This window comes from Kitasatospora sp. NPDC101157, assembly GCF_044768255.1.
Classification (GTDB): domain Bacteria; phylum Actinomycetota; class Actinomycetes; order Streptomycetales; family Streptomycetaceae; genus Kitasatospora.
The window spans coordinates 577942-596846 of record NZ_JBIWPL010000001.1 but is presented as its reverse complement, the minus strand read 5'-3'; the positions used below and the strand labels follow the sequence as shown (position 1 = coordinate 596846).

Below are 18905 nucleotides of genomic sequence, written 5' to 3'. Positions count from 1 at the left end.
CCTCACGGTGAGGGAGCCCCGGCCTCTGACCGGGGGCGGCAGTCCGTCCCTCACGGGACGGATCGGGTGACCCGCTTATGACGTTTTCGCGTCGCGCGAAGTACTACGAGAAATGCTGGGGAGAGATCAGCCCTGGCGCTGCTTGTGGCGCAGGTTGTCGCAGATCACCATGACCCGGCCGTGGCGGCGGATCACCTTGCACTTGTCGCAGATCTTCTTGACGCTCGGCTTGACCTTCATGTTTCAGGTTCTCCGGGTCTAGATCTGACGTTCTTACTTGTAGCGGTAGACGATCCGGCCGCGCGTGAGGTCGTAGGGGCTGAGCTCCACGACCACCCGGTCGTCCGGCAGGATGCGGATGTAGTGCATGCGCATCTTGCCACTGATGTGCGCGAGGACCTTGTGACCGTTCTGCAGCTCGACCTTGAACATCGCGTTCGGAAGAGACTCGATCACGGTGCCCTCGATCTCAATGGCGCCTTGCTTCTTAGCCATGAACTGCGAGATCCACCTTCCGGGACCGGCTACCGTATGCGGAACGCTCGTGCGAACCTGGGTTCACCCCAGCCCCGAGGGGAAGAGGGCGTGCTGAAGCACGCTACGAGTGAGCCGACGGTCCATCCTACGCCAGCGCGCCCCACGGTCCAAAACGGGGGTACCGGAAGGAGTCCGCCGTCACACCCGGCCGCTCAGACCCCGGTGGTGACGACCAGGGGGTCGACGTGGGCGGTGCAGGCCGAGCAGCGGCGGGCGGCCTGGGGGATCTCGGTCAGGCACTCCGGGCAGGGGCGCATCGGGGCCTTGGGCTTCTTCGGCAGGTAGCGCGCGGTGGCCTTGGTGATCGGCAGCACGACGCAGAAGTACAGCACCGCGGCGGTCAGGAAGAACGCGATCAGCACGTTCAGGAACTGGCCGTACGGGAATTTGACCCCGCCGATGGTGGCCGTGTACGAGCTGAAGTCGCCGGCCGCGCCGACCACCACGCCCACCAGCGGGGTGAGGAACGCGGAAACGAAGCCGGTCACCACCGCGGTGAACGCGGCGCCGATGACCACACCCACGGCCATGTCGACGACGTTGCCGCGCATCATGAAGTCGCGGAATCCCTTGAGCACGTTGCTCTCTCCTGCTCGCTCGTAAGCCATGGACTGCCCTGCCAGCCGACAAAAATAGGACAAAAGCCCTGGAGGTCCAAACCTCCAGGGCTCTGATCCCTTGTCAGGGACGGCAGTTCACGGCCGCTGCGACCGCCGGACAGGTCCTAGGCCAGCGGGTCCGGAGCCGCGGTGATGCCCAGCTTGGCGAGTTCGGCCCTGCCGCCGTCGAAGGCGGTCAGCACCAGGGGGCCCTGCTCGGTGACGGCCACCGAGTGCTCCCAGTGCGAGGCCCAGGTGCCGTCGTTGGTGACGACCGTCCAGTCGTCGTCCAGCACGGTGGTGTGCGGGGTGCCCAGCGAGACCATCGGCTCGATCGCCAGCACGGTGCCGGGGACGAGCTTCGGGCCCTTGCCGCGGCCGCGCTCGACGTAGTTCAGCACGTGCGGCTCCATGTGCATCGCGGTGCCGATGCCGTGGCCGCCGTAGCCCTCGGTGATGCCCCACTTGCCCTTGGGCGGCAGCGGCTGGCGGCGGATGTAGCCCTCGATCGCCTTGGAGACGTCCACCAGGCGGTTGTTCTTCTTCATCTGGGCGATGCCGGCCCACATCGAGCCCTCGGTCACCCGGCTCAGCATCTCGACCTCCGGGCGGACCTCGCCGACCGCCACGGTGATCGCCGAGTCGCCGTGCCAGCCGTCCAGGATGGCGCCGCAGTCGATCGAGATGAGGTCGCCCTCCTGCAGCACCCGGTCGCCGGGGATGCCGTGCACGACCTCGTTGTTCACCGAGGCGCAGATCACCCCGGGGAACCACAGACCACCGTGGTGGGCGCGGAAGTTCGAGGTGGCGCCGTGGTCGGTGATCACCTTGTCGGCGATGTCGTTGAGCTCCTGGGTGGTCACCCCGGGAGCGACCGCCGCGCGGCAGGCCTTCAGCGCCTCGGCGACGACCAGCCCGGCCGCTCGCATCTTCGCGATCTGCTCGGGGGTCTTGATCTCCACCATCAGGGTCACGCCTTCCAAGTCCGGATTACCACTGCCTACCACCGTACGACGCCGAAACGGCCGGGCCGCCCGCTCCACGGGCGACCCGGCCGTACGTCGTACCTCGCTGAGGGACCTCAGCCGTTCTGCTTCAGCGCCTCGATCGCACGCTGGGTGACCTCGTCCACCTTGCCCAGGGCCGGGATGGTCACCAGGAGGCCCTGCTCCTTGTAGTAGCCGATGATCGGCTCGGTCTTGGAGTGGTACTCCTCCAGCCGCACCCGCACGGCCTCCTCGGTGTCGTCCGAGCGCTGGTAGAGCTCGCCACCGCACTCGTCGCAGACGCCCTCCACCTTCGGCGGGTTGTAGGCGACGTGGAAGACGTGGGTGTCGTTCTTGCGGCACAGGCGACGGCCCGCGATCCGCTTGACGACCTCGTCCTCGGGAACCTCCAGGTCCAGCACACCGTCCAGCTTGATGCCCTGCGCGGTGAGGAACCCGTCCAGCGCCTCGGCCTGGCCGAGGTTGCGCGGGAAGCCGTCGAGCAGGAAGCCGTTGGCGGCGTCCTCCTGGAGCATCCGGTCCTCGGCCATCCCGATGGTCACCGAGTCCGGGACCAGCCGGCCGCTGTCGATGTACGACTTCGCCTCAAGCCCCAGCGGGGTGCCCTGGCTGATGTTCGTACGGAACAGGTTGCCGGTGGAGATGTGGGGGATGGACAGGGTCGCGGCGAGCAGGTGCGCCTGAGTACCCTTCCCGGCCCCGGGAGGACCAACGAGGACGATACGCATCAGCGGAGGAACCCTTCGTAATTGCGCTGCTGGAGCTGGCTCTCGATCTGCTTCACAGTTTCGAGTCCGACGCCGACGACGATGAGCACGCTGGTGCCGCCGAACGGGAAGTTGGTCTGCTGTCCGAAGGCGACCAGGGCGATCATCGGGATCAACGCGATCAGGCCCAGGTAGAGCGAACCCGGCCACGTGATTCGGGTCAGCACGTAGTTCAGGTACTCGGCCGTCGGCCGGCCGGCCCGGATGCCCGGGATGAAGCCACCATACTTCTTCATGTTGTCGGCAACTTCTTCGGGGTTGAAGGAGATGGCCACGTAGAAGAAGGCGAAGAAGACGATCAGCAGGAAGTACGTCGCCATGTAGATCGGGTGGTCGCCCTTGACGAAGTTCTGCTTGATCCACACCGCCCAGCCCGCCTGGCTGTTGGTCAGCTGGACCACGAGGGCGGGGATGTACAGCAGCGACGAGGCGAAGATGACCGGGATGACACCGGCCTGGTTCACCTTGAGCGGGATGTAGGTCGAGGTGCCGCCGAACGCCCGGCGGCCGATCATCCGCTTCGCGTACTGGACCGGGATCCGGCGCTGGGCCTGCTCGACGAAGATGACCAGCATCACGACGATGACGCCGACCGCGACCACGGACAGGAACTCGACCCAGCCGCCGCCGATGGTGCCCGACTGCTTGATGGCCCACATCGAGGACGGGAACTGCGCGGCGATCGAGGTGAAGATCAGCAGCGACATGCCGTTGCCGATGCCGCGGTCGGTGATCAGCTCACCCAGCCACATGATGACCGTGGTGCCGGCCGTCATCGTGATGACCATGACGGCGATCCGGAACACCGAGGTGTCCGGCACGATCTGGTTGGCCAGCGGGCAGCCCGAGAACAGCGCACCGCTGGAGGCCGTCGCGACGATGCCGGTGCCCTGCAGCACGGCGAGCGCGATGGTCAGGTAGCGGGTGTACTGGGTGATCTTCGCCGTGCCGGCCTGGCCCTCCTTCTTCAGCGCCTCCAGTCGCGGGATCACGACGGTGAGGAGCTGGAGGATGATGCTCGCCGTGATGTACGGCATGATGCCGAGGGCGAAGATCGTCAGCTGGAGGAGCGCGCCACCGCTGAACAGGTTGACGAGTCCGAAGAGGCCGTTGTTCTTGGTCTCCTTCACGCACTCGTTCACGGCCGTGAAGCTCACGCCCGGAATCGGAATGTGCGAGCCCAGCCGGAACAGCACCATGATGCCCAGCGTGAACAGCAGCTTCTTGCGCAGGTCGGGCGTCTGGAACGCCCGCGCGAACGCACTGAGCACGGTGCCTCCTGCGCCTCCCGCGCGTCGTCGGCGGGAGGGTCGGTCCTGGAATGGGGAGTTTGCGGTTCGGGCTCCCGTACAGACGGCACAGGCGAGCCTACGCGCAGCCTACAAGGGAACTCCACGGACTCTAACAGTGCGCGGCCACTCGAAAGAAGCGCGTACGGCCGCTCCCCCACTCACGGGGGTACGGGATGCCCGGTTTTGCCACACAAAAGAACGAGGGGCGGTGCCACCCGATTTCGGCCCCGGAGTGAAAGGGCCGGTAAAAGCACGAGCCCCGCACCTCCCGGAGGAGGTGCGGGGCTCGAAGCCGTTTCGTCGGCGGGTTCAGCGGGCTCAGACGAGCTCGGTGACCGTACCGCCGGCGGCCTTGATCTTCTCGGCGGCCGAGCCGGAGACGGCGTCGACCGTCACCTGCAGCGCAACCGAGACCTCGCCGGTGCCGAGCACCTTGACGAGGGAGTTCTTGCGAACCGCGCCCTTGGCGACCAGGTCCTCGACCGTGACCTCGCCACCCTGCGGGTAGAGCTCGGCCAGCTTGTCGAGGTTGACGACCTGGAACGTGATCTTGAACGGGTTCTTGAAGCCCTTCAGCTTCGGCAGACGCATGTGGAGCGGCATCTGGCCACCCTCGAAGCGCTGCGGAACCTGGTAGCGGGCCTTGGTGCCCTTGGTACCACGACCGGCGGTCTTACCCTTGGAACCCTCACCACGACCCACACGGATCTTGTCGGTCTTGGCACCCGGGGCGGGACGCAGGTTGTGGATCTTGATCGGGTTGTCGCCCATGATCAGTCCACCTCCTCAACCGTCACCAGGTGACGGACCGTGTGGGCCATCCCGCGGATCTCGGGACGGTCCTCCTTCACCACGACGTCGTGCATGCGCTTCAGGCCGAGCGAACGCAGGGTGTCACGGTGGTTCTGCTTGCTGCCGATGTACGACTTGGTCTGCGTGATCTTCAGGCGAGCCATCAGGCGCTCACCCCAGCAGCACGCGCCCGCAGCAGAGCGGCGGGGGCCACGTCCTCCAGCGGCAGGCCACGACGGGCGGCGATCTCCTCGGGGCGGACGAGGCCCTTCAGAGCAGCCACGGTGGCGTGCACGATGTTGATCGCGTTGTCCGAGCCGAGCGACTTCGACAGGATGTCGTGGATGCCGGCGCACTCCAGGACGGCACGCACCGGACCACCGGCGATAACACCGGTACCGGGGGCGGCGGGCTTCAGCAGCACGACGCCGGCGGCCTTCTCACCCTGAACCGGGTGCGGGATGGTGCCCTGGATACGGGGGACGCGGAAGAAGTTCTTCTTGGCCTCCTCAACACCCTTGGCGATGGCGGCCGGAACCTCCTTCGCCTTGCCGTAACCGACACCCACGGTGCCCTCGCCATCGCCCACCACGACGAGCGCGGTGAAGCTGAAGCGACGGCCACCCTTGACAACCTTGGCGACACGGTTGATCGCGACGACGCGCTCGACGTAAGCGGTCTTCTCGACAGCCTGGGCGTTGCCCTGACCGTCACGCTTACGGTCGCGCCGCTCGCCACCCGTGCCGCGACCGGCGCCGCCTTCGCGGCGCTGGGGTCCAGCCATTGGAATTACCTCTCTCGTTTACGTCCGTCGACAGAGTCGACGAGCGGCTTAGAAGTCGAGCCCGGCCTCGCGAGCCGCGTCCGCCAGGGCGGCGATGCGGCCGGCGTACCGGTTGCCCGCGCGGTCGAAGACGACCGACTCGATGCCGGCGGCCTTGGCGCGCTCGGCGACCAGGCTCCCGACCTTCTTGGCCAGCTCGGTCTTGTCGCCCTCGGCGCCCTTGATGGACACGTCGAGGGTGGACGCCGACGCCAGGGTGTGACCCTTGGCGTCGTCGATGACCTGGGCGACCATGTGACGGTTCGAGCGCGTCACGACGAGACGCGGACGCACCTCGGTGCCGACGACGCGCTTGCGAACGCGGATCGCGCGGCGCTTGCGAGCGGCGCTCTTGTAGGCGTTGCCCTTGCCGATCTTGACAGAGACGCTCATCGCTTACTTACCACTCTTTCCGACCTTGCGGCGGATGACCTCGCCCGCGTACTTGACGCCCTTGGCCTTGTACGGGTCGGGCTTGCGCAGCTTGCGGATGTTCGCGGCGATCTCGCCGACCTTCTGCTTGTCGATGCCGTCCACGTGGAACTTGGTGGGCGACTCGACGACGAAGGAGATGCCCTCCGGCGCGGTGACCAGGATGGGGTGGCTGTAACCGAGCGAGAACTCCATGTCGGAGCCCTTCGCGTTCACGCGGTAGCCGACACCGCTGATCTCCAGCGACTTGCGGTAGCCCGCGGTCACACCGGTGATCATGTTCGCCACCAGCGTGCGGGTCAGGCCGTGCAGGGCCTTCGAGCGACGCTCGTCGTTCGGGCGGGTGACGAGCACGGTGCCGTCCTCGCCCTTGCCGATCTCGATCGGCTCAGCGACGACGTGGGTGAGGGAACCCTTGGGGCCCTTCACCGAGACCGTCTGGCCATCGATGGTGACGTCCACGCCAGCGGGGACCTGGATGGGCAGCCGTCCAATACGCGACATTGCTGTACCTCCGTTTCCCGAATTACCAGACGTAGGCGAGAACTTCTCCGCCTACGCCCTTCTTGGCGGCCTGCTTGTCGGTCAGGAGGCCGGACGACGTGGAGATGATCGCCACGCCCAGGCCGCCGAGCACCTTCGGCAGGTTGGTGGACTTTGCGTAAACACGCAGACCCGGCTTGCTGATGCGCTTGATGCCGGCGATGGAGCGCTCACGGTTGGGGCCGAACTTGAGCTCGATGGTCAGCTTCTTGCCGACCTCGCCCTCAGCGGGCTCCTCAACCTTGTAGGAGGAGATGTAACCCTCCTGCTGCAGGATCTCGGCGACGTGCGCCTTGATCTTGCTCGACGGCATCGCGACAGAGTCGTGGTACGCCGAGTTCGCGTTCCGCAGACGCGTGAGCATGTCTGCGATGGGGTCGGTCATGGTCATGATGGCCTCAGGCCTCTCTCGCCGTGGTTTCTCCGCGCCAGGTCCCCCTGCCGCACTCTTCCGAGTTCGTCAGGGGCACAAGCGCAGGGGACCTGCGACGTAGTAAGACTGGGTGCGAGCCCTCCCAGAAGAGGACCACGGACATCCATGGGGAAGCCGCGGCAGGGGGCCCGACCCCACTACCTTACGGGAATCCGTACGGCAGCCCAAAAATGAGCGGTGTGGGATCGGGCACCTCTGCGTCGCTAGCGGTACCTAGAGCTCTCGCCCTCTATGGGAAGAGGACTACCAGGAGCTCTTGGTCACGCCCGGCAGCTCGCCGCGGTGCGCCATCTCACGGAGGCAGACACGGCAGAGGCCGAACTTGCGGTACACCGAGTGCGGACGGCCGCAGCGCTGGCACCGGGTGTAGGCCCGGACGCCGAACTTCGGCTTGCGCTCGGACTTCGCGATGAGGGACTTCTTCGCCATTGGCTCACGCCTCCTTGAACGGGAAGCCCAGAGCGCGCAGGAGCGCCCGGCCCTCGTCGTCGGTCTGAGCGGTGGTCACGACGGTGATGTCCATACCGCGCTGACGGTCGACCTTGTCCTGGTCGATCTCGTGGAACATAACCTGCTCGGTCAGACCGAACGTGTAGTTGCCACGGCCGTCGAACTGCTTCGGGGAGAGACCACGGAAGTCACGGATTCGCGGCAGGGCCAGCGAAACCAGACGGTCCAGGAACTCCCACATGCGGTCACCACGGAGGGTGACGTGGGTGCCGATCGGCTGGCCCTCGCGCAGCTTGAACTGCGCGATGGACTTGCGAGCCTTGGTCACGGCCGGCTTCTGACCGGTGATCGCGGTCAGGTCGCGGATCGCGCCCTCGATCAGCTTGCTGTCACGGGCTGCCTCGCCGACACCCATGTTGACCACGACCTTGACCAGGCCGGGGATCAGCATGACGTTCTCGTACGAGAACTGCTCCTGCAGCTGGCCCTTGATCTCGGAGTTGTAACGCTCCTTGAGGCGGGGGGCCACCTTCTCAACAGTCGTCTCAGACATCAGATGTCCTCACCGGTCCGCTTGGCAACGCGGATCTTGTTGCCCTGGTCGTCGAAGCGGTAACCGACGCGGGTGACGACCTTCTTGCCGTCCTTCTCCACGACCAGCTGGACGTTGGAGACGTGCACCGGGGCCTCGACGGTCACGATGCCACCCTGGGTACCCGGACCCGGCTTGGTGTGCTTCTTGACCCGGTTGACACCCTCGACCAGGACCTTGTTCTCGGCCGGCAGGGCCTGGATGACCTTGCCCTGCTTGCCCTTGTCCTTGCCGGTGATGACCTGGACCAGGTCACCCTTCTTGATCTTCATGCTGTTCGCCATGGGTTAGAGCACCTCCGGCGCCAGCGAGATGATCTTCATGAACTTCTTGTCGCGCAGCTCGCGGCCGACCGGGCCGAAGATGCGGGTGCCACGGGGGTCACCCTCGGTGTTCTTCAGCACGACAGCGGCGTTCTCGTCGAAGCGGATGTACGAGCCATCCGGACGACGGCGCTCCTTGACGGTGCGGACGACGACGCACTTGACGACGTCACCCTTCTTCACCGAACCACCGGGGATCGCGTCCTTGACGGTCGCGACGATGACGTCCCCGATTCCGGCGTAGCGGCGACCGGAGCCACCGAGAACACGGATGCAAAGGATCTCCTTGGCACCAGTGTTGTCGGCAACACGCAGTCGCGACTCCTGCTGGATCACAGCTTTCTCCTGATCGTCAACGAGAGTCGACGGGCCGGCCGCTGCTCACACCGGCGTCCAGGGACCCGGTGCACATACGGCCGTACCTCATCGGCTTCGTTACTTGGCCTTCTCGAGGATCTCGACGACGCGCCAGCGCTTCGTCGCGGACAGCGGGCGGGTCTCCGCGAGGAGGACCCGGTCGCCCACGCCGCACGCGTTCTGCTCGTCGTGCGCCTTCAGCTTGTTCGTACGGCGGATGACCTTGCCGTACAGAGCGTGCTTGACGCGGTCCTCGACGGCGACGACGACGGTCTTGTCCATCTTGTCGCTGACGACGAGACCCTCACGGGTCTTGCGGAAACCGCGCGTCTCGTTGGTGTTCTCAGTCATCAGGCGTTCTCCACCGTCTCGATGCCCAGCTCGCGCTCGCGCATCAGGGTGTAGATCCGCGCGATGTCCTTGCGGACGAGCTTGAGCCGTCCGTGGTTGTCGAGCTGCCCGGTCGCCGCCTGGAAGCGGAGGTTGAACAGCTCCTCCTTGGCCTCGCGCAGCTTGGCAACGAGACCCTCGTTGTCCAGCGAGCGAAGCTCAGCAGCCTTGGTAGCGGCCGACATCAGCTCTCACCGTCCTCGCGCCGGACGATCCGGCACTTCATCGGCAGCTTGTGCGCGGCGCGGGTGAGCGCCTCACGAGCAACCTTCTCGTTCGGGTACGACAGCTCGAACATGACCCGACCCGGGTGCACGTTCGCGATCCACCACTCCGGCGAACCCTTACCGGAACCCATGCGGGTCTCGGCCGGCTTCTTGGTGAGCGGGCGGTCCGGGTAGATGTTGATCCAGACCTTGCCGCCACGACGGATGTGACGGGTGATCGCGATACGAGCGGACTCGATCTGACGGTTCGTCACGTAGGCCGGGGTCACGGCCTGGATGCCGAACTGGCCGAACGCCAGCTCGGTGCCACCCTTGGAAGCGCCGCGGCGCTTCGGGTGGTGCTGCTTGCGGTGCTTGACCCGACGGGGGATCAGCATTGGGGTCAGGCCTCCGTTCCGGTGTTCTCAGCAGCCGGAGCCTCGACGGCCGCGGCCGCGGGGGCCTCGGCAGCGGCGGGACGACGGCCACGGCCACCGCGCTCGCCACCACGGCGCTCGCCACCGCGGGCGGGACGACCACCCTCGGGACGGGCCGGGCGGTTGCCCGAGCGGGCAGCGGCGTTCTCAGCGCGGACCTCGGCGATGTTCTTGACGTCGCCCTTGTAGATCCAGACCTTCACGCCGATGCGGCCGAAGGTGGTCTTGGCCTCGAAGAAGCCGTAGTCGACGTTCGCGCGCAGGGTGTGCAGCGGCACACGGCCCTCGCGGTAGAACTCCGAACGGCTCATCTCGGCGCCGCCGAGACGACCGGAGCACTGGACCTTGATGCCCTTGGCGCCGGACTTCATGGTGCCCTGCATCGACTTGCGCATGGCACGGCGGAAGGAGACGCGGGAGGACAGCTGCTCCGCGACGCCCTGAGCCACGAGCTGGGCGTCCAGCTCGGGGTTCTTGACCTCAAGGATGTTCAGCTGGACCTGCTTGCCGGTCAGCTTCTCCAGGTCGCCGCGGATGCGGTCGGCCTCGGTGCCGCGGCGACCGATGACGATGCCCGGGCGAGCGGTGTGGATGTCGACGCGGACGCGGTCGCGGGTGCGCTCGATCTCGACCTTGGAGATACCGGCGCGCTCCATGCCCTTCGTCATCATGCGACGAATGGCAACGTCTTCCTTGACGTAGTCCTTGTACAGCTTGTCGGCGTACCAGCGGGACTTGAAGTCCGTGCTGATGCCGAGGCGGAACCCGTGCGGGTTAACCTTCTGGCCCATTACCGGGTCCCTTCCTTGCTGCTGACGACCACGGTGATGTGGCTGGTCCGCTTGCGGATCCGGTAGGCACGGCCCTGGGCACGCGGACGGAACCGCTTCAGGGTCGGACCCTCGTCAACGTACGCCTCGGAGATGTAGAGGTCGTCCACGTTGGAGTGGTTGTAGTTGTGCGCGGCGTTGGCAATGGCGCTGTCGAGCACCTTGCCGACCGGCACGGTGGCGGCCTGCGGAGCGAAACGCAGGACGGCCTGGGCCTCCGTGGCATTCATGCCACGGATGAGGTCCACCACGCGGCGGGCCTTCATGGGCGTCACGCGGATGTACCGCGCCTGTGCCCTGGCTTCCATGGTTGTCCCCTTAATGGAGTAAGTCATTGAGTCGTTCTGGCGCTTAAAGCTCAAGCTTTAGCGGCGCTTCGACTTCCGGTCTTCCTTCACGTGGCCACGGAAGGTGCGGGTCGGAGCGAACTCGCCGAGCTTGTGGCCGACCATCGACTCGGTGACGAACACCGGGACGTGCTTGCGGCCATCGTGGACCGCGATCGTGTGACCGAGCATGCTCGGGGAGATCACGGAACGACGGGACCAGGTCTTGATGACGTTCTGAGTACCCGCCTCGTTCTGAGCGTCCACCTTCTTGATGAGGTGGCCGTCGATGAAGGGGCCCTTCTTGAGACTGCGCGGCATCTGACCTGCTCCTAGCGCTTCTTGTTGGTCTTGCGGCGGCGCACGATGAGCTTGTCCGACGCCTTGTTCGGGCGACGGGTACGGCCCTCGGGCTTACCCCACGGCGAGACCGGGTGGCGACCACCGGAGGTCTTACCCTCACCACCACCGTGCGGGTGGTCGATCGGGTTCATGGCGACACCACGCACGGTCGGGCGGACGCCCTTCCAGCGCATGCGGCCGGCCTTGCCCCAGTTGATGTTCGACTGCTCGGCGTTGCCGACCTCGCCGACGGTGGCGCGGCAGCGCGCGTCGACCAGGCGGATCTCACCGGAGGGCATGCGCAGGTGCGCCATGCGACCCTCACGGGCGAGCAGCTGGATGCCGGAACCGGCGGAGCGGGCCAGCTTGGCACCGCCACCGGGACGCAGCTCCACCGCGTGGATGGTGGTACCGACCGGGATGTTGCGCAGCGGCAGGTTGTTGCCCGGCTTGATGTCGGCGCCAGCGCCGTTCTCGATCCGGTCACCCTGCGCGATGCCGCGCGGCGCGATGATGTAGCGCTTCTCGCCGTCCGCGTAGTGCAGGAGCGCGATGCGCGCGGTGCGGTTCGGGTCGTACTCGATGTGCGCGACCTTGGCCGGCACGCCGTCCTTGTCGTGACGACGGAAGTCGATCACGCGGTAGGCGCGCTTGTGACCGCCACCCTGGTGGCGAGCGGTGACACGACCGGCGTTGTTGCGGCCGCCCTTGCTGTGCAGCGGGCGAACCAGCGACTTCTCCGGGGTGGACCGCGTGATTTCTACGAAGTCGGCCACGCTGGAGCCGCGACGGCCCGGCGTAGTCGGCTTGTACTTGCGGATGCCCATTTGGCTCTCTCGTCCTCGTCCTAATCGACGATCACGATCTCCTGATTCAGGAGACCGGACCACCGAAGATGTCGATGCGGTTGCCCTCGGCCAGCGTCACGATGGCGCGCTTGGTGTCCTTGCGCTTGCCAAAGCCCGTCTTGGAGCGCTTGCGCTTGCCCTGACGGTTGATCGTGTTGACAGCCTCGACCTTGACCGAGAAGACCGCCTCGACGGCCTGCTTGATCTGGGTCTTGTTGGCGCCCGGCGACACGATGAACGTGTACTTGTTCTCGTCGAGGAGCGAGTAGCTCTTCTCCGAGATGACCGGCTTCACCAGGACGTCACGGGGGTCCGTGAACGTCTTGCTCGTAACGTCGCTCATCAGGCGGCGCTCCCTTCGAGCTCGCCCTCAGCGGCAACGGCCTTGGCGGACGCGGCCGGACCGGCCACGAAACGCTCGAAGGCGGCCTGGGTGAAGACCACATCGTCGGAGACGAGCACGTCGTAGGTGTTCAGCTGACCCGCGTCCAGGATGTGCACGTTCGGCAGGTTGCGAGCGGACTTCAGGCCCAGCTCGTCCGAGCGCTCGACGACCAGGAGGACGTTCTTGCGGTCGGTGATCTTGCCGAACAGGCCCTTGGCGGCCTTGGTCGACGGCGCCTCGGTCGCGGTCACGCCGGTGATGACGTGAATGCGGTTGTGGCGGGCCCGGTCGGTGAGCGCACCGCGCAGGGCGGCGGCGATCATCTTCTTCGGGGTCCGCTGCGAGTAGTCGCGCGGCACGGGACCGTGCACGACGCCACCGCCGGCGAACTGCGGCGCACGGGTCGAGCCCTGACGGGCGCGGCCGGTGCCCTTCTGGCGGTACGGCTTCTTGCCGCCACCGCGGACCTCGCCGCGAGTCTTGGTCTTGTGGGTGCCCTGACGGGCCGCAGCGAGCTGCGCCACGACGACCTGGTGCATCAGCGGAACGCTGACCTTCGCGTCGAAGATCTCGGCCGGCAGCTCGATGCTGCCGGTCTTGTCGCCAGCCGGCGACAGGATGTCAATGGTGCTCATTTCCTCACAGCCCCTTCGCCGCGGTGCGGACGAGGACGAGGCCGCCGTTCGGGCCCGGGACGGCGCCCTTGATGAGCAGCAGACCCTTCTCCGCGTCGACCGCGTGCACGGTCAGGTTCTGGGTGGTCACACGCTCGTGGCCCATCCGACCAGCCATGCGCAGGCCCTTGAACACACGGCCCGGGGTGGCGCAGCCACCGATGGAACCGGGCGAGCGGTGCTTGCGCTGGGTGCCGTGACCGGCGCCGAGACCACGGAAGTTGTGGCGCTTCATGACACCGGCGAAGCCCTTGCCCTTGGAGGTGCCGGTCACGTCGACCTTGACACCCGCCTCGAACAGCTCGGCGGTGATCTCCTGGCCCAGGGTGTACTCGGACGCGTCCGAGGTACGGATCTCGACCAGGTGGCGGCGCGGGGTGACACCGGCCTTGGCGAAGTGGCCCGCGAGGGGCTTGTTCACCTTGCGGGGGTCGATCTCGCCGAAGCCGAGCTGGACGGCGCTGTAGCCGGCCGCGCTGTCGGCGGTGTGGACCTGGGTCACGACATTGGGCCCAGCCTTGACGACGGTCACCGGGACGACCCGGTTGTTCTCGTCCCAGACCTGGGTCATGCCGAGCTTCTCGCCCAGGATGCCCTTAATCTGCTTAGCCATCTTCGGTGCGCCTCTCAGAGCTTGATCTCGATGTCGACGCCGGCCGGCAGGTCGAGACGCATGAGCGAGTCAACCGTCTTCGGCGTGGGGTCGAGGATGTCGATCAGACGCTTGTGAGTACGCATCTCGAAGTGCTCGCGCGAGTCCTTGTACTTGTGCGGCGAGCGGATGACGCAGTACACGTTCTTCTCAGTGGGCAGCGGCACCGGGCCTGCGACCTGCGCACCAGTACGGATCACCGTCTCGACGATCTTCTTCGCCGAGGAGTCGATGACCTCGTGGTCGTAGGCCTTGAGCCGGATGCGGATCTTCTGTCCCGCCATGGCTACTCAGTAGTCCTTTGTCCTTAGTCACTTCACGACTCCCCTCCGGCCCCCGCGCTCGGGCGTGTCGCACTAGCGCTTGCAAAAAACCGGCGAAGTACTTCGTCGGTTTCGAACTTTCGGGGGTGAGGGGCCGCCGGGTCGAGGCCCCGCTCACGCTTCCCGGAAGATTCCCGTACTTTCGCCCCGCAGCTGCCGTGGCGTAGAACTCACGCTTGACGGCCATCACGGGAACGACGAGTACATGGGACTCGCTTCCAGTCCTCCCGGCGGGAGGCGCGCAGCATCGGCACTCAACCGAGCAACTTGGACATACTGCCACATGGAGCAGCCGGGATGCCAATCGGGGCCGGTGAGGCGTACCTCACCGGCCCCGATCGGGTGGTCCCGCAGCTCAGCCCTTGCGCCAGAGCACCCAGCCGCGGTCCATGTCGTACTTCGCGACGTGCCAGCCCGGCAGCGGCTTGGGCCAACTGGACTGCGGCGTGGCGCCCTTGTCCTTGGAGACGGTCAGCAGCATCGCGTTGGCCTTCTCCGGCGGGGTGTTGCCGTACTTCACGTTGCTGGTCCAGACCCGGCCCCAGTAGACCTCGAAGGCCAGCGACATCCGGACGCCCCAGTCGAGGTCCCAGTCCAGGATCACGTTGTCGCCCTTGCCCAGCCCGGCTTCCTTGGCCAGGCCGACGGCCTCGTACTTGCGGAACTTGGAGTGCGAGTCGGCGATGTTGTTGGTGACGGTGACCGTCGCGTAGGCGGCGAAGACCGCCAGGCAGGCCACCACGGCCGCCACGACCCGGCGACCACCGGCCACCCGCAGCAGCAGGCAGGCCGCGAGCACGGCGAGCGCACCGAAGGTCGTACGGCCCATGTGCAGGCCGTCGTAGGTCGAGGAGAGGAACTGCGCGTCCGGCACGGTCCACGGGATGACCCAGGCGTTGAGCTTGGAGCCCGCGTACTCGGTGACCGACAGCCCGGTGATCCCGATGACCACCACGCCGGCCAGGGCCAGCCGCAGCAGCGAGCGCGTGCCGGCCCGGAACAGCGGCGCCAGGCCGACCACCAGGAACACCGGCACCAGTACGGCGCAGTACCGGGCGTACACCCAGTTGTCGATGCGCTCGTTGTCCGCCAGGCCCGCGGCGGAGGCCAGCGCGGTGCCGCAGAGCATGGCGACCATGCAGAAGGCGACCACCCGCTCGGCCGCCGAGGACCGGCGGCGGAACACCGCCACCACGCACAGCACGAAGGCGACCGCCCCGAGGCCGTAGGACGACGTGAAGAAGTACCAGAGCTCGCCGAGGGTGCGGACGATGATCGTGCCGGTGTACTTGCGGTCCTCAAGGTTCTCGAAGACCTTGTTGCCGACACCCGCCCCCGGCACGTCCTTGAACTGGCTCGTGACGAAGCGGTCCAGCAGCTTGGCGCCCAGGAAGGCCACACCGAGCGCGCCGATCCCGGCCAACGAGGCGAGCCGCGGCGCCCAGCCGATGGCCAGCACCACGACCAGGGCCAGTGCCGTCAGCGCCACGACCACGCCGCCGCGGTCATGGGTGGCCATCGAGTAGCCGGCGGCCAGGCTCATCGCCACCGCGTGCAGCGAGCGGCGGCGCGCCGAGCCGGGCGAGAGCCAGCCGTGCATCCCGATCAGCCAGATCAGCAGGAGCACCGGGAGGACGGTGTCCGTCATGACGAACTGGGAGTAGAAGATCACCGGTGGCACCAGCGCGACGGCGGTGCCCGCGAGGTACGCCTGCGGCCGGGACAGGCCCAGGCGGCGCGCCGCCACGAAGGCCAGCGGGAAGACCAGCGCGTTGAGCACCGCGTTGATGCCCATGATCAGGTGGTACGCGGTGTTCGGGTTGTCCGCGATCCGCAGCGCCGGCGAGATCAGCAGCGAGTAGCCGCCGGGGATGATCACGCCCGTCGGCATCTCGGTCGTCGGCCGACCGGCCAGCACCCGCGCGATCGCGAGGTAGCCGTCCTCGTCCGCGTGCACCGAGGGGTAGTAGTTGTGGATCGACAGCACCAGCCGGAACGCCGTCTGCCCCAGGTAGCCGAGCAGCAGGGCCACCGGCCAGAACCAGCGGTGGGTGGCCAGCGCCCCCAGTCGGACCACGAGGGCCGAGGGCGTCGCCTTCTCGGCGGCCCCGGTCGCGTTCCCGTCACCGCCCTCTCCCCATGCCCGCCCGTCGGGCTCGTGGGCGGAATCGATCAACGGCTGCACCGGGGCACTTCCCTCGTTGTTGGAACCAGCACTTGTCATGTCCTGCTTGCAGGTGCGCCGCGCATCACCCGCACGCACCCCCACTCCTTGGATCGCTCGCGAAGTCTGTCACGCGGCCTGAGGTGGAGCCAGTGTGATCATCCGGCGCACGAAGCCCGGCCGCGGCCCCGGTGCGGCCCTGTCAGCTGCTGCGGACGGCGCGGCCGACCATGGCACCGGCGTGGGCGAAGTCCCCCGCGCCGAGGCGTCCGGCGGCCACCATCAGGGCGTGCAGCCGGGAGGAGAGGTGCAGGTCGGCCGAGCGGGCCGCCGCGTTCCAGCCCTTGGCGCGCAGTTCCTTGGCGATCAGGCCGTAGTAGCGCAGCTCCTCGTCGAAGCGCTTGCCGTCCTTGACCCGGGTCGAGGAGTCGCTGGCCTGGTGGCGGCGGTAGCGGAACACCTCGCGCTCGTCGACCAGCAGGTTGCCGCCCTCCATCAGCATGTCGACCATGAAGGCCAGGTCATGGACGGCGTCGATGTCCGGGCGGTACGGGATCTTCGACAGCGCGGACTGCCGGTAGAGCAGCGACGGGGTGTACAGCCAGTTGCCGGACAGCAGGCTCTTCACCGCGTCCTCGCCGCTGATCAGGCCGGCCTTGCGGGCCGGGGCGGCGATCCGGCGCTTGACCTTGTCGCCGATGCCGAGCGACGGCACCAGGACCCCGTCGCTGTCCATCACCTTCACGCCCGGCTGGACCGCGATCGCGTTCGGGTCGGCCTTCATCCGCTCTAGGACGACGTCGAGGTAGTTCGGCTCCAGCAGGTCGTCGGCACCCATCATCGAGACGAACTCGCGCTCGGCCAGGGTGGACGCCTTGTAGGTGTTGCCGTTGGGGCCGAGCCGCTCCTCGTTGCGGACGTAGCGGATCCGCTCGTCGTTCAGGCCCTCGATGTACTCCAGCGCCCGGTTGCCCGGGTACTGGTCGTCCACCACGGTCAGCCGCCAGTCCTGCTGGTGCTGGGCCCGGATGCTGTCGATGGTGGCGAACAGGTACTCCGGGTCGCCGTAGTACGGGATGACGAAATCGACGCTCATGGCGGCGCCGCACCTCCTGGTCCTGGATCATGCTTCGGTGCCGCCCGGCCGCGGCCACCGGGCGAGCCAAGTCAAACAGGTCCGCGGTTCCGGTGCGTCGACCGGGGTCGGGGCCGGGCCTCGCCGCGAGTGGCTGAGGGCCGGCCCCGGACGGGGCCGGCCCTCAGCCACTGGTACTGCGCCGTCGTGAACCGGCCGGGATCAGCGCTCGGAGCCGACCGGGGCGTTGAGCCGGTCGTTGTTGTGGCGGACGCCCTCGGTGATGGCCACGGTGCGGGCCAGGTCGGTGATCTTCTTCTCCAGCGAGCGGAAGCGCAGGTAGGTGTTGAGGGTCAGGAAGCCCATGGCGATGACCATCAGGTAGAGCACCAGGTCGGTGCCGCGGCCGACGCCCAGCGCGGTGGCCAGCTTGGTCACACCGCTCGGCCACAGGATCGCGACCACGTTGACGATCACGAAGAGCGTGAAGGCGATGCGCTTCCACGCCCGGGTGTTCGCCTTGTCCCAGCGCCAGACGAAGACGAGCGCCATGGCCACCGCGGCCACGACCAGGATGAGCTGGATCCAGAGGTGGTTCATCGGCCGTTACGCTCCCGCAGCGAGATGTCGAAGAGGATGTTCACGCCGTTGATCAGGGACTGGCCCTTGGCGCGCGAGTAGTCGGTGTACAGGATGTCCACCGGAACCTCGGCGACCCGGAGGTCCGAGCCGGCGAGGAAGGAGACGATCTCCGAAGCGTGCGCCATGCCGTTCATGGTGATCTTGATCCGGCTGGCGGCCTCGCGGTTCATCACCCGCAGACCGTTGTGCGCGTCGGTGAGCTTGAGCTTGCGGGCCGTCGGGCTGACGGCGGCGGCGGTGCGGAGCACCACCCGCTTGATCCACGGCACCTGGCCGGTCTGCTCGATGAACCGGGAGCCGAGGACGATGTCGGCCTCCCCCTCGCGCAGCAGCGCCACCATCTTCTCGACGTCGGCGGTCTGGTGCTGGCCGTCCGCGTCGAAGGTCGCGAAGTACTCGGCGCCCTCCTGGGCGAGCGCGTACTTGAGGCCGGTCTGGAGCGCGGCGCCCTGCCCCAGGTTGACCGGGTGCCGCACCAGGTGGGCGCCGGTCGTCATGACGTGCTCGGCCGTGTCGTCGGTGCAGCCGTCGTCGATCACCACGATGTTCGGGAAGGTCTTGCGTGCCCCCTCCACGACGTCGGCGATCACCTGGCCTTCGTTGTAGGCCGGGATCACCAGCCAGACGTTGTCATACTCGGACACAGGTGCTCCATGCTTGGCGA

General features: G+C 67.1%; 31 protein-coding genes. All 31 read right to left on the bottom strand.

Annotated features, from left to right (window positions below; translation table 11 throughout):
* Positions 1 to 126 precede the first annotated feature (126 nt).
* A complete protein-coding gene (gene rpmJ, locus ACIRVF_RS02755; protein ID WP_003956441.1) occupies positions 127 to 240 on the bottom strand; it encodes a 50S ribosomal protein L36 in 114 nt (37 codons plus the stop codon).
* Positions 241 to 273: 33 nt separating this feature from the next.
* Complete coding sequence (infA, locus tag ACIRVF_RS02750; RefSeq protein WP_003956442.1) at positions 274 to 495, bottom strand: translation initiation factor IF-1; 222 nt, start codon at positions 493 to 495, stop codon at positions 274 to 276.
* A 194-nt stretch (positions 496 to 689) separates the two neighbouring features.
* Positions 690 to 1115, bottom strand: coding sequence for a large conductance mechanosensitive channel protein MscL (gene mscL, locus ACIRVF_RS02745; RefSeq protein WP_402812976.1), 426 nt, complete (start codon positions 1113 to 1115; stop codon positions 690 to 692).
* A 146-nt stretch (positions 1116 to 1261) separates the two neighbouring features.
* Positions 1262 to 2101 carry a type I methionyl aminopeptidase gene (map, locus tag ACIRVF_RS02740; RefSeq protein WP_402812973.1) on the bottom strand — a complete coding sequence of 280 codons (840 nt, stop codon included), beginning with the start codon at positions 2099 to 2101 and terminating at the stop codon, positions 1262 to 1264.
* A 116-nt stretch (positions 2102 to 2217) separates the two neighbouring features.
* Complete coding sequence (locus ACIRVF_RS02735; RefSeq protein WP_402812632.1) at positions 2218 to 2871, bottom strand: adenylate kinase; 654 nt, start codon at positions 2869 to 2871, stop codon at positions 2218 to 2220.
* The gene (gene secY / locus ACIRVF_RS02730; protein ID WP_380418015.1) at positions 2871 to 4181 is read right to left on the bottom strand and encodes a preprotein translocase subunit SecY; all 1311 of its coding nucleotides are present in this window, start codon (positions 4179 to 4181) and stop codon (positions 2871 to 2873) included. The genes ACIRVF_RS02735 and secY overlap by 1 nt, the downstream gene beginning before the upstream one ends.
* A 339-nt stretch (positions 4182 to 4520) precedes the next feature.
* Positions 4521 to 4973, bottom strand: a complete 453-nt coding sequence (rplO, locus tag ACIRVF_RS02725; RefSeq protein WP_030280790.1) for a 50S ribosomal protein L15 — start codon at positions 4971 to 4973, stop codon at positions 4521 to 4523.
* A gap of 2 nt (positions 4974 to 4975) precedes the next feature.
* Positions 4976 to 5158: a 50S ribosomal protein L30 gene (rpmD, locus tag ACIRVF_RS02720; protein WP_030055835.1), complete on the bottom strand. Its 183-nt coding sequence runs from the start codon at positions 5156 to 5158 to the stop codon at positions 4976 to 4978.
* Complete coding sequence (gene rpsE, locus ACIRVF_RS02715) at positions 5158 to 5778, bottom strand: 30S ribosomal protein S5 (RefSeq protein WP_207810342.1); 621 nt, start codon at positions 5776 to 5778, stop codon at positions 5158 to 5160. The genes rpmD and rpsE overlap by 1 nt, the downstream gene beginning before the upstream one ends.
* 48 nt (positions 5779 to 5826) lie before the next feature.
* The gene (rplR, locus tag ACIRVF_RS02710; RefSeq protein WP_030280785.1) at positions 5827 to 6210 is read right to left on the bottom strand and encodes a 50S ribosomal protein L18; all 384 of its coding nucleotides are present in this window, start codon (positions 6208 to 6210) and stop codon (positions 5827 to 5829) included.
* Between the two features lie 3 nt (positions 6211 to 6213).
* Entirely contained in the window at positions 6214 to 6753 is a 540-nt protein-coding gene (gene rplF, locus ACIRVF_RS02705; protein ID WP_380418013.1) for a 50S ribosomal protein L6, read from the bottom strand.
* 22 nt (positions 6754 to 6775) lie between these two features.
* The gene (gene rpsH / locus ACIRVF_RS02700) at positions 6776 to 7183 is read right to left on the bottom strand and encodes a 30S ribosomal protein S8 (RefSeq protein ID WP_207810340.1); all 408 of its coding nucleotides are present in this window, start codon (positions 7181 to 7183) and stop codon (positions 6776 to 6778) included.
* A gap of 285 nt (positions 7184 to 7468) precedes the next feature.
* The gene (locus ACIRVF_RS02695) at positions 7469 to 7654 is read right to left on the bottom strand and encodes a type Z 30S ribosomal protein S14 (RefSeq protein ID WP_030055830.1); all 186 of its coding nucleotides are present in this window, start codon (positions 7652 to 7654) and stop codon (positions 7469 to 7471) included.
* Between the two features lie 4 nt (positions 7655 to 7658).
* Positions 7659 to 8228: a 50S ribosomal protein L5 gene (gene rplE / locus ACIRVF_RS02690; RefSeq protein WP_030280779.1), complete on the bottom strand. Its 570-nt coding sequence runs from the start codon at positions 8226 to 8228 to the stop codon at positions 7659 to 7661.
* Positions 8228 to 8539 carry a 50S ribosomal protein L24 gene (rplX, locus tag ACIRVF_RS02685; protein ID WP_270151185.1) on the bottom strand — a complete coding sequence of 104 codons (312 nt, stop codon included), beginning with the start codon at positions 8537 to 8539 and terminating at the stop codon, positions 8228 to 8230. Before rplX ends, rplE begins: the two co-directional genes overlap by 1 nt.
* 15 nt (positions 8540 to 8554) lie before the next feature.
* A complete protein-coding gene (gene rplN, locus ACIRVF_RS02680; RefSeq protein WP_030232481.1) occupies positions 8555 to 8926 on the bottom strand; it encodes a 50S ribosomal protein L14 in 372 nt (123 codons plus the stop codon).
* Positions 8927 to 9025: 99 nt separating this feature from the next.
* A complete protein-coding gene (gene rpsQ, locus ACIRVF_RS02675) occupies positions 9026 to 9298 on the bottom strand; it encodes a 30S ribosomal protein S17 (RefSeq protein ID WP_030280777.1) in 273 nt (90 codons plus the stop codon).
* Positions 9298 to 9522 carry a 50S ribosomal protein L29 gene (rpmC, locus tag ACIRVF_RS02670; RefSeq protein ID WP_030232478.1) on the bottom strand — a complete coding sequence of 75 codons (225 nt, stop codon included), beginning with the start codon at positions 9520 to 9522 and terminating at the stop codon, positions 9298 to 9300. The genes rpsQ and rpmC overlap by 1 nt, the downstream gene beginning before the upstream one ends.
* Positions 9522 to 9941: a 50S ribosomal protein L16 gene (rplP, locus tag ACIRVF_RS02665; RefSeq protein ID WP_030300385.1), complete on the bottom strand. Its 420-nt coding sequence runs from the start codon at positions 9939 to 9941 to the stop codon at positions 9522 to 9524. Before rplP ends, rpmC begins: the two co-directional genes overlap by 1 nt.
* Before the next feature lie 5 nt (positions 9942 to 9946).
* Entirely contained in the window at positions 9947 to 10771 is an 825-nt protein-coding gene (gene rpsC / locus ACIRVF_RS02660) for a 30S ribosomal protein S3 (RefSeq protein ID WP_030280775.1), read from the bottom strand.
* Entirely contained in the window at positions 10771 to 11118 is a 348-nt protein-coding gene (rplV, locus tag ACIRVF_RS02655) for a 50S ribosomal protein L22 (protein ID WP_030280773.1), read from the bottom strand. The genes rpsC and rplV overlap by 1 nt, the downstream gene beginning before the upstream one ends.
* 57 nt (positions 11119 to 11175) lie before the next feature.
* On the bottom strand, positions 11176 to 11457 hold the full coding sequence (gene rpsS, locus ACIRVF_RS02650; protein WP_030280772.1) for a 30S ribosomal protein S19: 282 nt from the start codon (positions 11455 to 11457) through the stop codon (positions 11176 to 11178).
* Between the two features lie 11 nt (positions 11458 to 11468).
* Complete coding sequence (gene rplB, locus ACIRVF_RS02645; RefSeq protein WP_030280770.1) at positions 11469 to 12305, bottom strand: 50S ribosomal protein L2; 837 nt, start codon at positions 12303 to 12305, stop codon at positions 11469 to 11471.
* Positions 12306 to 12351: 46 nt separating this feature from the next.
* Positions 12352 to 12669, bottom strand: a complete 318-nt coding sequence (gene rplW, locus ACIRVF_RS02640; RefSeq protein ID WP_030280768.1) for a 50S ribosomal protein L23 — start codon at positions 12667 to 12669, stop codon at positions 12352 to 12354.
* Positions 12669 to 13346, bottom strand: coding sequence for a 50S ribosomal protein L4 (gene rplD, locus ACIRVF_RS02635; protein WP_402812624.1), 678 nt, complete (start codon positions 13344 to 13346; stop codon positions 12669 to 12671). Before rplD ends, rplW begins: the two co-directional genes overlap by 1 nt.
* 4 nt (positions 13347 to 13350) lie before the next feature.
* Complete coding sequence (rplC, locus tag ACIRVF_RS02630) at positions 13351 to 13998, bottom strand: 50S ribosomal protein L3 (RefSeq protein WP_402812621.1); 648 nt, start codon at positions 13996 to 13998, stop codon at positions 13351 to 13353.
* A gap of 14 nt (positions 13999 to 14012) precedes the next feature.
* On the bottom strand, positions 14013 to 14321 hold the full coding sequence (gene rpsJ / locus ACIRVF_RS02625; protein WP_012785157.1) for a 30S ribosomal protein S10: 309 nt from the start codon (positions 14319 to 14321) through the stop codon (positions 14013 to 14015).
* Between the two features lie 394 nt (positions 14322 to 14715).
* A complete protein-coding gene (locus tag ACIRVF_RS02620; RefSeq protein WP_402812618.1) occupies positions 14716 to 16545 on the bottom strand; it encodes a hypothetical protein in 1830 nt (609 codons plus the stop codon).
* A 181-nt stretch (positions 16546 to 16726) separates the two neighbouring features.
* Positions 16727 to 17620 carry a glycosyltransferase family 2 protein gene (locus ACIRVF_RS02615; RefSeq protein ID WP_046385840.1) on the bottom strand — a complete coding sequence of 298 codons (894 nt, stop codon included), beginning with the start codon at positions 17618 to 17620 and terminating at the stop codon, positions 16727 to 16729.
* A gap of 201 nt (positions 17621 to 17821) precedes the next feature.
* Positions 17822 to 18199: a DUF2304 domain-containing protein gene (locus ACIRVF_RS02610; protein WP_402812616.1), complete on the bottom strand. Its 378-nt coding sequence runs from the start codon at positions 18197 to 18199 to the stop codon at positions 17822 to 17824.
* On the bottom strand, positions 18196 to 18885 hold the full coding sequence (locus tag ACIRVF_RS02605) for a glycosyltransferase family 2 protein (protein WP_380418005.1): 690 nt from the start codon (positions 18883 to 18885) through the stop codon (positions 18196 to 18198). Before ACIRVF_RS02605 ends, ACIRVF_RS02610 begins: the two co-directional genes overlap by 4 nt.
* Between the last annotated feature and the right edge of the window lie 20 nt (positions 18886 to 18905).

Coding starts and splice junctions, on each gene's coding strand:
- rpmJ (WP_003956441.1), bottom strand. CDS start 240: ATGAAGGTCAAGCCGAGCGTCAAGAAGATCTGCGACAAGTGCAAGGTG.
- infA (WP_003956442.1), bottom strand. CDS start 495: ATGGCTAAGAAGCAAGGCGCCATTGAGATCGAGGGCACCGTGATCGAG.
- map (WP_402812973.1), bottom strand. CDS start 2,101: ATGGTGGAGATCAAGACCCCCGAGCAGATCGCGAAGATGCGAGCGGCC.
- ACIRVF_RS02735 (WP_402812632.1), bottom strand. CDS start 2,871: ATGCGTATCGTCCTCGTTGGTCCTCCCGGGGCCGGGAAGGGTACTCAG.
- rplO (WP_030280790.1), bottom strand. CDS start 4,973: ATGGGCGACAACCCGATCAAGATCCACAACCTGCGTCCCGCCCCGGGT.
- rpmD (WP_030055835.1), bottom strand. CDS start 5,158: ATGGCTCGCCTGAAGATCACGCAGACCAAGTCGTACATCGGCAGCAAG.
- rpsE (WP_207810342.1), bottom strand. CDS start 5,778: ATGGCTGGACCCCAGCGCCGCGAAGGCGGCGCCGGTCGCGGCACGGGT.
- rplR (WP_030280785.1), bottom strand. CDS start 6,210: ATGAGCGTCTCTGTCAAGATCGGCAAGGGCAACGCCTACAAGAGCGCC.
- rplF (WP_380418013.1), bottom strand. CDS start 6,753: ATGTCGCGTATTGGACGGCTGCCCATCCAGGTCCCCGCTGGCGTGGAC.
- rpsH (WP_207810340.1), bottom strand. CDS start 7,183: ATGACCATGACCGACCCCATCGCAGACATGCTCACGCGTCTGCGGAAC.
- ACIRVF_RS02695 (WP_030055830.1), bottom strand. CDS start 7,654: ATGGCGAAGAAGTCCCTCATCGCGAAGTCCGAGCGCAAGCCGAAGTTC.
- rplE (WP_030280779.1), bottom strand. CDS start 8,228: ATGTCTGAGACGACTGTTGAGAAGGTGGCCCCCCGCCTCAAGGAGCGT.
- rplX (WP_270151185.1), bottom strand. CDS start 8,539: ATGAAGATCAAGAAGGGTGACCTGGTCCAGGTCATCACCGGCAAGGAC.
- rpsQ (WP_030280777.1), bottom strand. CDS start 9,298: ATGACTGAGAACACCAACGAGACGCGCGGTTTCCGCAAGACCCGTGAG.
- rpmC (WP_030232478.1), bottom strand. CDS start 9,522: ATGTCGGCCGCTACCAAGGCTGCTGAGCTTCGCTCGCTGGACAACGAG.
- rplP (WP_030300385.1), bottom strand. CDS start 9,941: ATGCTGATCCCCCGTCGGGTCAAGCACCGCAAGCAGCACCACCCGAAG.
- rpsC (WP_030280775.1), bottom strand. CDS start 10,771: ATGGGCCAGAAGGTTAACCCGCACGGGTTCCGCCTCGGCATCAGCACG.
- rplV (WP_030280773.1), bottom strand. CDS start 11,118: ATGGAAGCCAGGGCACAGGCGCGGTACATCCGCGTGACGCCCATGAAG.
- rpsS (WP_030280772.1), bottom strand. CDS start 11,457: ATGCCGCGCAGTCTCAAGAAGGGCCCCTTCATCGACGGCCACCTCATC.
- rplB (WP_030280770.1), bottom strand. CDS start 12,305: ATGGGCATCCGCAAGTACAAGCCGACTACGCCGGGCCGTCGCGGCTCC.
- rplW (WP_030280768.1), bottom strand. CDS start 12,669: ATGAGCGACGTTACGAGCAAGACGTTCACGGACCCCCGTGACGTCCTG.
- rplD (WP_402812624.1), bottom strand. CDS start 13,346: ATGAGCACCATTGACATCCTGTCGCCGGCTGGCGACAAGACCGGCAGC.
- rplC (WP_402812621.1), bottom strand. CDS start 13,998: ATGGCTAAGCAGATTAAGGGCATCCTGGGCGAGAAGCTCGGCATGACC.
- rpsJ (WP_012785157.1), bottom strand. CDS start 14,321: ATGGCGGGACAGAAGATCCGCATCCGGCTCAAGGCCTACGACCACGAG.
- ACIRVF_RS02615 (WP_046385840.1), bottom strand. CDS start 17,620: ATGAGCGTCGATTTCGTCATCCCGTACTACGGCGACCCGGAGTACCTG.
- ACIRVF_RS02610 (WP_402812616.1), bottom strand. CDS start 18,199: ATGAACCACCTCTGGATCCAGCTCATCCTGGTCGTGGCCGCGGTGGCC.